This is a genomic window from Enterococcus sp. AZ101 (genome assembly GCF_050499005.1).
Taxonomy (GTDB): domain Bacteria; phylum Bacillota; class Bacilli; order Lactobacillales; family Enterococcaceae; genus Enterococcus_L; species Enterococcus_L ureilyticus.
In genome coordinates, this window is the sequence record NZ_JBMHEZ010000002.1 from 952,953 (window position 1) to 963,248 (window position 10,296).

A 10,296-nucleotide genomic window follows, 5' to 3' on the forward strand; every position below is an offset into this window, starting at 1 on the left:
ATATTTCATGAAAAAAATTTGTTATAATAAAAAGTCGGATTTAATGAACAAGTGACGTAAGGCAAAAGGATAAGGAGCAATTACATTGAAATACAGAGAAGATATTAGAAACGTGGCAATCATCGCCCACGTCGATCACGGTAAAACAACATTAGTAGATGAACTTTTAAAACAATCAGATACTTTAGATGGCCACACACAATTACAAGAACGTGCGATGGATTCAAATGCGATTGAAAGCGAACGTGGAATCACGATCTTAGCTAAAAATACAGCAGTTGATTACAAGGGCACTCGTATCAATATTTTAGATACACCTGGACATGCCGATTTCGGTGGTGAAGTTGAGCGTATCATGAAAATGGTAGACGGTGTCGTTTTAGTTGTGGATGCGTATGAAGGAACAATGCCTCAAACACGTTTCGTACTGAAAAAAGCATTGGAACAAAAAGTAACACCGATTGTTGTTGTAAATAAAATTGATAAACCATCAGCACGTCCTGAGCACGTTGTTGATGAAGTATTAGAATTATTTATCGAATTAGGTGCAGATGATGATCAATTAGACTTCCCAGTTATTTATGCATCAGCATTAAACGGAACGTCAAGTGATTCAGATAACCCTGAAGATCAAGAACCAACAATGGCACCTATTTTTGATCAAATCATTGAACATGTACCAGCACCAGTTGATAACTCAGACGAACCATTACAATTCCAAGTATCATTGTTAGATTACAATGATTACGTTGGCCGTATTGGTATTGGCCGTGTGTTCCGCGGAACAATGAAAGTCGGCGACCAAGTTGCCTTAATGAAATTAGATGGCAGCGTGAAGAATTTCCGTGTCACGAAAATCTTTGGTTTCTTTGGCTTACAACGTGTTGAAATCAATGAAGCAAAAGCAGGCGATTTGATTGCTGTTTCCGGTATGGAAGATATCTTCGTTGGTGAAACTGTTGCTGACGTGGCAAACCAAGAAGCTTTGCCGATTTTGCACATCGATGAACCAACATTACAAATGACATTTTTAGTAAATAACTCTCCATTTGCTGGTCGTGAAGGGAAATATGTCACTTCTCGTAAAATCGAAGAGCGTTTGATGTCTGAATTACAAACCGATGTCTCCTTACGGGTTGAACCAATTGGTCCGGATTCTTGGACGGTATCTGGTCGTGGCGAATTACATTTATCAATCTTGATTGAAAATATGCGTCGTGAAGGGTACGAATTACAAGTTTCTCGTCCTGAAGTTATCGAACGTGAGATAGAAGGTGTAAAATGTGAACCGTTTGAACGTGTTCAAATTGATACGCCAGAAGAATATATGGGTAGCGTGATCGAATCATTAAGCTTGCGCAAAGGTGAAATGCAAGATATGATCCACACTGGTAATGGTCAAATCCGTTTGATCTTCTTAGCACCCGCTCGTGGTTTGATCGGTTATACAACTGAATTCTTATCAATGACTCGCGGATATGGTATCATGCACCATACCTTTGACCAATATCTACCAATGATCCAAGGAACAATCGGCGGACGTCATCAAGGTGCGTTGGTTTCAATCGATACAGGTAAAGCCACAACTTACAGTATCATGAGTATTGAAGAACGTGGAACTGTCTTTGTAGAACCTACAACTGACGTTTATGAAGGCATGATCATCGGTGAAAATAACCGAGATAATGATTTAACTGTAAATATCACAAGAGCAAAACAAATGACTAACGTTCGTTCTGCTAACAAAGATCAAACTTCAGTAATCAAAAAAGCAAAAATCCTTACATTAGAAGAATCCTTAGAATTCTTGAATGATGATGAATATTGTGAAGTAACACCGGAAAGCATTCGTTTAAGAAAGCAAATTCTTAATAAAAACGAACGTGAAAAAGCAAGTAAAAAGAGAAAAGTAGCCGAATAAACAATTAAACTGGGATGTAACTCACAGAGTTATGTGCCAGTTTTTTTATTTAATGTGGATAACTTTTGCAGAATCTGTTAAAAAAATGCGTATCTTATTATAGAAACCTTGGTAAATAGAGTTTTTAATTATTAATATAAAGAGTTGTATGTTTCACATAAATCAAATTGTTTCACGGGCAGGAAAAAATCCTCCCTTGAATTGCCCTATGACGCATGCTAAAATAACAAGCATACACAAAGAACGGAGAGAATTTCATGATTGACATCAAAGGTTTACTAAAAGAAAAATTTGGATACGATGAATTTCGTCAAGGACAAGAAGAAATTATCAATCATGTTTTACATAAAGAAAATGTTTTAGGTATCATGCCGACAGGTGGAGGTAAGTCGATTTGTTATCAGTTACCAGCCCTTCTGTTAGAAAATCTGACTTTAGTGATTTCTCCTTTGATTTCTTTAATGAAAGATCAGGTTGATGCACTTAATATGATGGGGATTCCAGCTACATTCATCAATAGTACAATTTCACAATTAGAAATGAATAAACGTGTTCAAATGGCTGTTAATCGTGAGGTAAAGCTACTGTACATTGCACCAGAACGCTTGGAATCTTTTGATTTTCAGCAATTGCTATTACATGTACCGATTGATTTATTAGCAGTTGATGAAGCCCACTGTATTTCTCAATGGGGGCACGATTTTCGCCCAAGTTATTTACGTTTAGCTGAGATTATTGAACACTTTCATCAGCAGCCTTCAGTTATTGCGCTTACAGCCACTGCGACTCCACAAGTAGCAGAAGACATCCTGAAACAGTTGCATATCCCAAAAGAAAATCAAGTACAGACTGGTTTTGCTCGGGAGAATTTGTCTTTTCAAGTTGTTAAAGACCAAAATCGAGATGTTTTCCTTCTAGAGTATTTAAAGTTGAATCAAGGACAATCTGGTATTGTTTATGCCAGTACTAGAAAAGAAGTTGAGCGGATTTATCATTTATTACAGAGTAAAAAAATCAATGTCGGTATGTATCATGGCGGCATGAATGAGAAGGATCGCAATCATAATCAAGAAGAGTTTTTATTCGATAAGCTTCAAGTAATGGTTGCGACCAATGCATTTGGCATGGGCATTAATAAAAGTAATGTTCGATTTGTTATCCATGCACAGATTCCTGGGAATATTGAGTCGTATTATCAAGAAGCAGGACGTGCGGGACGAGATGGACTGCCAAGTGATGCTGTTTTACTATATGCACCTCAAGATCTTCAAATTCAACAATTTTTTATTGATCAGTCAGAAATGACGATTGATTACAAGCAAAAAGAATATATGAAATTAAGAGAAATGTCACAATATGCAAGTGCCCAAATGTGTTTACAAAAATTTATTTTGCGCTATTTTGGTGAAAACGGTTCTGAGTGTGGACGATGTTCTAATTGTTTAGATGAGCGGGAACTGGTAGATATCACAGTAGATGTTCAGAAAGTTTTATCGTGTGTCAAACGGATGGGAGAAAAATTTGGTAAAGGCTTAGTTGGTAAAGTATTAACAGGTTCAAAAGATCAAAAGATTGATCAATGGCATTTCCATCGCTTGCCGACCTACGGCTTGATGAAAGATCGCACACAAAAGGAAGTCAATCAATTGATTGATTACCTAACGGCTGAAAGATATTTAAATCCTTCAGATGGACAATATCCATTGTTATCTGTTTCGCCCACGGGTGTTCAAGTGTTATTAGGGAAACAGACGGTATTTAGAAAAGAAGATCAACGAGTTCGTAAAGTTGTTGTCAATGATATTCTTTTTGAAACATTGCGAGAACTACGAATGGACTTAGCTCAAGAAGCAGGTGTACCGCCATACTTGATCTTCTCAGATAGTACTTTAAAGGAAATGTGTGAAAAACTTCCGAAAAATTCTATTCAATTATTACAAGTGAAAGGTGTCGGACAAAACAAATTAGATAAGTATGGTGAAAAATTCTTAGCAGCCATTGAAAAATTTGAATACAATGAAGAAGAAAAAAAGGCTATTACTTAGAAGGTATTCAATACAGATGGATTTAAGGGGCTGGGATATAACTCAAAGAGTTATATCCCAGCCCCTTAAATCCGAATAAATGGTAGTGATAAAGCAGTTACTTTGGAATAAGCCTAAAATTCTCGAAGCAAGGTACTTTTGTCAGGATTACTTTATTTAGGATAAACGGCAAAACGTCCATCCTTCAATGGGATGATTTGAATTGGTTCAGCATAAAAATCTGCAAATGTCTCTTCGTTAAAAAGTTCAGACTGTGTTCCTTTCGCGAAAATTTCACCCTCTTTTAGCAGCATCAAATGATTGAAACACGGCAGAATTTCCTCAGTATGATGAGTAACATAAAGCAATGTTGGGTGATTGTCTTGTTCGGCAATCTGCTGGATTTGAGTCAATAATTTTTCTCTAGCAAATAAATCCAAACCGTTGCAAGGTTCATCTAAAATTAATAGTTCTGGATTCGCCATCAAAGCTCTAGAAATCAAAACCAATTGACGTTCCCCTTGAGATAAAACTTCATATTTTTTACCGATCAAGGATTCGCCGCCAGCATTTTTTAGAATTGCTTTGGCTTGATCTAGTTCTTCTTGGGTATAGTGTTGATAGATGCCGATACTTGCAAATTTTCCTGAAAGAACAATTTTTTCTGCCGATTCCCAATTTTTCATACGGTACTGTAAAGCAGTACTGACCCAACCGATTCGTTTTTGCAACTCTGGAATAGAAGCCTGACCAAACACTTGGTCTAAAACTGCCAAACGACCTTTCGATGGCCAAAGATAGCCACAAATCAATTGTAAAAGTAATGTTTTCCCAGCACCATTTAATCCAAGAATTGCCCAGTTTTCAGAAGATTCTACTGTCCAACTTACGTTATTTAACAGGCTTTTTTTATCTCGAATAAAAGAAACATTATTAAATTCAAAAGCTTTCATACTAACTCCTCCTTTGCTTTATTTTACCATTAATAAACAAGAATAGAATAGTGAGGCTTAAAAAAATGAAAGAAGAAAACACTGTCAAGAAAATTTCATTGACAAAGCTTTCAAAGCCTTGTATAATTGCTTTTGTTACGTTATGAGGTGATGAATATGAAATGGTCTTTACTAGAGTTAAACAAATACAAAGATGAACCATGTGAATTTTCAGAGACACTGGATTTAAAAGCGTCCTTGATTAAAAGAGATAATCTGATTCTAGATGTTAGTCCTGTAAAAGCAACAGGGATTTTAACAGTTGGTAAAGAAGAGTATTTGCTTCATTATAGAATTGATGTTATTGTAACAGTCCCATCTTCACGTTCCTTAACACCTGTTCCATTAAAGCTAATGATTGATGTTGATGAAGTTTTCATGACTCCTGAACAGTATCAGCAAAAAGATGGACGTTTGGCGGATGAAGAGATCATCTTGTTGGAAAAACCAACAATTGATTTAGATGAGTCAGTCGAAGATAACATTCTTTTGTCAATTCCGATCCAAGTACTGTCAGACGAAGAACAAGCCAATCAAGATATGCCAAAAGGGCATGATTGGGAAGTTTTATCAGAAGAAGAATACGAACAGAAAAGACAAATAGAAGCACAACAAACAATGGATCCTCGTCTTGCTAAACTATCTGAATTATTCGGTGAAACGACTGAAGAGGAAGATAAGCAGTAAGATTGGAATATATCGTGCATTTTATGCACACATCTTTACAAGGAGGTGGAACACCAATGGCAGTACCAGCTAGAAGAACTTCAAAAGCTAAAAAGGGCAAACGCCGTACTCATTACAAATTAACAATCAAAGGTTTGAATGCATGTTCAAATTGTGGTGAAATGAGAAAGAGCCATCACGTATGTCCAGCATGTGGACATTACGATGGAAAAGACGTAATCTCTAAAGAAGCATAAAACATTTTTTGAAAATGTTAAAATCCCCTAGGCTAACCATGGAGCCTAGGGGATTTATTTTTTGTTAGGATTCTCTAATTAGAGTGACAACTATCTGCAATTGTCTAAATTCAATCAAATAAACAAGAATAAATAAAATTAATGGAACTATTTTGTTTTCATATCAAGCATTCTACGTTATAATGATGTAGATTATAAGGAATTTCTAATGAACTTCTTTTCAAAGTTAGTGGGAGGATACAAGATGACAAAACAACAATTTGGCGTAGTCGGAATGGCCGTAATGGGAAAAAATTTAGCCTTAAATATCGAAAGCAGAGGGTACACAGTAGCTTTATTCAATCGTACGGGTTCAAAAACAACGGATGTTGTTGAAGAACATCCAAATAAAAATTTTAAAGCGACTTATACAATTGAAGAGTTTGTAGCCTCTATTGAAAAACCACGCCGCATTATGCTGATGGTTCAAGCTGGTTTTGCTACAGATGCAACGATTCAAGAGTTATTGCCTCATTTAGATAAAGGAGATATCTTGATCGATGGTGGGAATACTTTCTTTAAAGATACGATTCGTAGAAATGAAGAGTTAGCTAACTCAGGCATCAACTTTATTGGAACAGGTGTTTCCGGTGGTGAAGAAGGCGCATTAAAAGGACCTTCAATCATGCCTGGTGGTCAAAAAGAAGCCTATGAATTAGTTGCGCCAATTTTAGAGAAAATTTCAGCTAAGGCTGAGGATGGCGAATCTTGTGTTACCTATATTGGTCCAAATGGTGCGGGTCACTATGTTAAAATGGTGCATAATGGAATCGAATATGGAGACATGCAACTAATTGCTGAGTCGTATGACTTAATGAAAAATATTCTAGGCGTTTCAGTTGATGAAATGGCTGAAATTTTCAAAGAATGGAATCATGGCGAACTTGATAGTTATCTTGTAGAAATTACAGCGGATATCTTAACTCGTAAAGATGATGAAGGAACGGGGAAACCCATCGTTGATGTTATTATGGACGCTGCTGGTAATAAAGGAACAGGTAAATGGACAAGTCAAAGTGCTTTGGATTTAGGTGTACCATTACCATTGATCACAGAATCTGTATTTGCTCGTTTTATTTCTGCGTATAAAGATGAACGTGTGAAAGCAAGCAAAGTTTTAGCGAAACCTGAAGCACCAGCCTATCAAGGGGATAAAAAAGAATTGATCGAAAAAATTCGAGAAGCCCTTTACTTCAGTAAAATCATGAGTTATGCGCAAGGATTCGCTCAACTACGTGTCGCTTCAGAAGATTATGAGTGGGACTTACCGTTTGGTCAAATCGCTAAAATTTGGCGTGCAGGTTGTATCATTCGTGCTCAGTTCTTACAAAAAATCACAGACGCATACGATAAAAATCCAACCATCGAGAACTTACTATTAGATGAGTACTTCATTGATATTACAAAAAAATATCAACAATCTGTCCGTGATGTTGTATCCATTGCTGTTCAAGCAGGTGTTCCAGTTCCAACATTTGCTTCAGCGATTGCTTATTATGATTCATACCGTTCAGAGCGTTTGCCAGCAAATCTAATTCAGGCTCAAAGAGATTACTTTGGCGCCCACACATATCAACGTGTTGATAAAGAAGGAACTTACCACTATAGTTGGTATAACGAAGAATAATATGTTGGAAAACCATGAGATTCAAATAAATTCTCATGGTTTTCTCTCTGCTATTGTGAAATATAGGTTGTTACTAGCTTTTTGGAGTGAAAGTGGGTATAATAGGTAAGCTTTAAGATAGCTTTTAAAGAGAAAGGACAAATAACCAATGAGTAATATTCTAATTATTGAAGATGAAAAAAACTTAGCGCGTTTTGTAGAACTGGAACTGAAACATGAGGGCTATACTACGGAAGTTCACTACAACGGACGCACTGGTTTGGAAGCGGCTTTAAATAATGATTGGGATGCTATCCTTTTAGATTTGATGTTGCCTGAGTTGAATGGGCTTGAAGTTTGTCGACGTGTACGTCAAGTGAAAAACACACCAATCATTATGATGACTGCACGTGATTCTGTGATCGATCGAGTTTCTGGCTTGGATCATGGGGCAGACGATTATATTGTTAAACCATTTGCAATAGAAGAGTTACTAGCACGTTTGCGTGCATTACTTCGTCGAATTGATATCGAAGGGGATAAAAATGTAGCGAAACAAACAACTATTACATATCGTGATTTAACGATTGAGAAAGAAAATCGAGTTGTTCGTCGTAATTCTGAGATGATTGAACTAACGAAACGTGAATATGAATTATTATTAACGTTAATGGAAAATGTAAATGTTGTGTTGGCTCGTGATGTGTTACTTAATAAAGTTTGGGGTTATGAGACAGAAGTTGAAACCAACGTTGTTGATGTTTATATCCGCTACTTACGTAATAAAATCGATGTTCCAGGTGAAGAGAGCTACATCCAAACTGTTCGTGGAACAGGTTATGTGATGCGCTCGTGAAAACAATAAAAATGAAAAAAGTAGCACAAAAAGAACTGAAGGGGCCTTCCTTGACAATCAAGTGGGCCTCTGCAAGTTCTTTCTTCATATTTGTGGTATTCACAATTTTTGCAGTGATTACATATAAATCCTCCGTTAATCTTATTGTTGAAAAAGAACGTGAGAATGCAGAACGAACCGTTGCTGAAGTTGGTAATCGTTTAGCTAATGCAAAAGAGAATTTAACAGTTTCAGATGTCTATGACAAATTGAAATCACCTAGTGTGGACGAAAATGATTTGAACAGTAAAAAACTTACTGTAGAAGGTTCGTTGATGGAAATGGATAGTATGATTTCTGAATTAGGACAGCCGGCTTTATTTTTATCCATTTATGATACAAAAGGAACGTTGATCTTCGAGACGCAAAGGGTACAAAGTCAACTAATAAAAAAGGAAAAGCAAGATGCTGAAATCAGAACACTTGATGATAAGACAGGTTTTTTGATTATTCAACCGGTCTACTCGAAAGAAAATAGAGAAAAGGTCGGATATATACAAGGCTTTTATGAATTGTCATCATTTTATGAAATTAGAAATCGACTTTTACTCACACTAATTGTTTTAGAGGTCATTTCATTGATCTTAAGTAGTATATTAGGCTTTATTTTGTCATCATACTTTTTAAAACCATTAAAAGTTTTACGTGATACAATGGATACGATTAGAAAAGATCCGCAGTCCGACATTCATATGCCGAATATTCATTCTAATGATGAGTTAGCAGATCTTGCGGAAATCTTTAATGAAATGTTGGATCGGATGAGACGATATATTGAGCAGCAAGAGCAATTTGTGGAAGATGTTTCTCATGAACTTCGTACGCCAGTTGCGATTATAGAAGGACACTTGAACTTGCTGAATCGCTGGGGGAAAGAAGATCCAGAAGTACTAGATGAATCTTTGGAAGCAAGTTTACAAGAGATTGTACGTATGAAGAGCCTTGTTCAAGAAATGCTGGACCTCTCTCGAGCAGAACAGGTAGATGTTCAATATTCAAATCATACAACAAATGCGAAGCAAGTTGTTTATCAAGTATTTAATAACTTTAAAATCTTATATCCAGATTTTGTTATTACATTAGATGATGATCTTTTACATGAAGTAACGCTTGGAATTTATCGCAATCACTTTGAGCAACTATTGATCGTTATCTTAGATAATGCAGTAAAATATTCAACCAGTCGAAAAGAAGTTCATATTTCTATTTCAAAAACATTAAATGAATTTGAAATTGCTATTCAAGACTTCGGTGAAGGAATTCCAGAAGAAGATTTAGATAAAATTTTTAATCGTTTTTATCGAGTAGATAAAGCACGTGCCCGCAATAAAGGCGGAAATGGTTTAGGGTTATCGATTGCTAAACAATTAGTAGAAAACTATAAAGGAAGAATAGATGCTGAAAGTGTTGTTCATCAGGGGACGATTTTTAGAATTTATATCCCAATAGTAGAAAAAAATGAAATAGTAGAGTAGGAGCAAAAGACTCCTATTCTTTTTTTGATATTTAAACGAATAATCTGTTTGCTATAGCGAAAAATGATATAGAAAAAACGAATACTAAAATGAAGTATAAGTAATTTGTTCGCAATGAAAAAAAAGAATCAAAATTAGTTATTTTATAGTTGCATTTTATGATAAGTATTGTTATATTTATAAATGTTCTGATGATTGTTTTTTGGTGAAATGAACTAACAAAAAAATATCTTATTTTTCTTCTTGACGAATGTATTGCAATCATGATAGAATAACAAAGTTGTTAATTCAAAACAGCTAAAATATCTTGAGAAATCAGGAAAATACTTGTTGACAAATAACAACAAACCTGATAAACTAATGAAGTTGTCGGCGAAACATTCGATAACATCAAGCAGAAAAGACTTTGAAACTTTTGAAG

Annotated in this window: 8 protein-coding genes; 7 read left to right on the forward strand and 1 reads right to left on the reverse strand. The window is 35.7% G+C overall.

Features of this window, described 5'->3' with window-relative positions; genetic code table 11:
• The first annotated feature begins 85 nt into the window (after positions 1 to 85).
• Positions 86 to 1,921 carry a translational GTPase TypA gene (gene typA / locus IGJ50_RS13830; protein WP_069638518.1) on the forward strand — a complete coding sequence of 612 codons (1,836 nt, stop codon included), beginning with the start codon at positions 86 to 88 and terminating at the stop codon, positions 1,919 to 1,921.
• A 257-nt stretch (positions 1,922 to 2,178) separates the two neighbouring features.
• Positions 2,179 to 3,966 carry a DNA helicase RecQ gene (gene recQ, locus IGJ50_RS13835; RefSeq protein ID WP_429950953.1) on the forward strand — a complete coding sequence of 596 codons (1,788 nt, stop codon included), beginning with the start codon at positions 2,179 to 2,181 and terminating at the stop codon, positions 3,964 to 3,966.
• Positions 3,967 to 4,118: 152 nt separating this feature from the next.
• On the opposite strand, the gene IGJ50_RS13840 is transcribed toward recQ, so the two are convergent.
• Positions 4,119 to 4,898, reverse strand: a complete 780-nt coding sequence (locus IGJ50_RS13840; RefSeq protein WP_429950955.1) for an ABC transporter ATP-binding protein — start codon at positions 4,896 to 4,898, stop codon at positions 4,119 to 4,121.
• A 156-nt stretch (positions 4,899 to 5,054) separates the two neighbouring features.
• Between IGJ50_RS13840 and IGJ50_RS13845 the strand changes: the two genes are divergently transcribed.
• From IGJ50_RS13845 to IGJ50_RS13865, 5 genes are all read left to right on the forward strand, one after another.
• On the forward strand, positions 5,055 to 5,624 hold the full coding sequence (locus IGJ50_RS13845) for a YceD family protein (protein WP_429950957.1): 570 nt from the start codon (positions 5,055 to 5,057) through the stop codon (positions 5,622 to 5,624).
• Between the two features lie 56 nt (positions 5,625 to 5,680).
• Positions 5,681 to 5,860 (forward strand): 50S ribosomal protein L32, encoded by a 180-nt coding sequence (gene rpmF, locus IGJ50_RS13850; protein ID WP_010763436.1) that lies wholly within the window; start codon positions 5,681 to 5,683, stop codon positions 5,858 to 5,860.
• 244 nt (positions 5,861 to 6,104) lie between these two features.
• Complete coding sequence (gndA, locus tag IGJ50_RS13855) at positions 6,105 to 7,526, forward strand: NADP-dependent phosphogluconate dehydrogenase (RefSeq protein ID WP_069638514.1); 1,422 nt, start codon at positions 6,105 to 6,107, stop codon at positions 7,524 to 7,526.
• Between the two features lie 148 nt (positions 7,527 to 7,674).
• Positions 7,675 to 8,361 carry a response regulator transcription factor gene (locus tag IGJ50_RS13860; protein WP_010765234.1) on the forward strand — a complete coding sequence of 229 codons (687 nt, stop codon included), beginning with the start codon at positions 7,675 to 7,677 and terminating at the stop codon, positions 8,359 to 8,361.
• 11 nt (positions 8,362 to 8,372) lie between these two features.
• Positions 8,373 to 9,875, forward strand: a complete 1,503-nt coding sequence (locus IGJ50_RS13865; RefSeq protein ID WP_069638820.1) for a sensor histidine kinase — start codon at positions 8,373 to 8,375, stop codon at positions 9,873 to 9,875.
• Positions 9,876 to 10,296 lie beyond the last annotated feature (421 nt).

Excerpts from the sequence above, each read along its gene's own strand:
- recQ (WP_429950953.1), top strand. The coding sequence starts at position 2,179 with ATGATTGACATCAAAGGTTTACTAAAAGAAAAATTTGGATACGATGAA.
- IGJ50_RS13840 (WP_429950955.1), bottom strand. The coding sequence starts at position 4,898 with ATGAAAGCTTTTGAATTTAATAATGTTTCTTTTATTCGAGATAAAAAA.
- IGJ50_RS13845 (WP_429950957.1), top strand. The coding sequence starts at position 5,055 with ATGAAATGGTCTTTACTAGAGTTAAACAAATACAAAGATGAACCATGT.
- rpmF (WP_010763436.1), top strand. The coding sequence starts at position 5,681 with ATGGCAGTACCAGCTAGAAGAACTTCAAAAGCTAAAAAGGGCAAACGC.
- gndA (WP_069638514.1), top strand. The coding sequence starts at position 6,105 with ATGACAAAACAACAATTTGGCGTAGTCGGAATGGCCGTAATGGGAAAA.
- IGJ50_RS13860 (WP_010765234.1), top strand. The coding sequence starts at position 7,675 with ATGAGTAATATTCTAATTATTGAAGATGAAAAAAACTTAGCGCGTTTT.
- IGJ50_RS13865 (WP_069638820.1), top strand. The coding sequence starts at position 8,373 with ATGAAAAAAGTAGCACAAAAAGAACTGAAGGGGCCTTCCTTGACAATC.